At 52.0% G+C, this 521-nt stretch carries 1 pseudogene; it reads left to right on the forward strand.

What is annotated here, in order from left to right:
* Positions 1-83: 83 nt before the first annotated feature.
* Positions 84-521 (forward strand): annotated as a pseudogene (locus tag H8Z83_RS19360) (VirB4-like conjugal transfer ATPase, CD1110 family); the annotation flags it as partial.

Here is a 521-nt window from a genome sequence, read left to right on the forward strand (position 1 = left end):
TCTAAGGCCGGGGATCAGGGCCTACCGAACCGAAAACATTTATGCGCCCTTTGCCGGGCCGGGCGCTGGAAAGGAGGATGTGATTGAAAAACACAAAGAAGAAAAACGGAGCCGCCGCCAAGGGTAAAGGTCGGGCGACCCTGTCTGCTCAGCAGACAATCCCGTATCTGTCCATGCACCCGGACGGTGTGTGCAAGCTCCCGGGCGGGCTCTATACAAAAACCGTGGAATATGAGGACATCAATTACTCCGTGGCATCCACCGAAGATCAGACTGCCATATTCAGCGGATGGAGTTCATTTCTCAACTACTTTGACAGTTCGCTGCCGTTCCAGCTTTCCTTTATCAATCGCCGTTCCCATTCCCGCAGCCGCTATCAAGTCAATATCCCGAAAGCGGATGACAACTATAACAGCGTCCGGGATGAGTTTACCGGGATGCTGAAAAATCAGATTGCCAAAAGCAATAACGGCATTGAACGCTCAAAATACATCACCTTTGGCATACCCGCCGAGGGGATT

The sequence above is a fragment of the Dysosmobacter segnis genome (assembly GCF_014297285.1).
Lineage (GTDB): Bacteria > Bacillota > Clostridia > Oscillospirales > Oscillospiraceae > Oscillibacter > Oscillibacter segnis.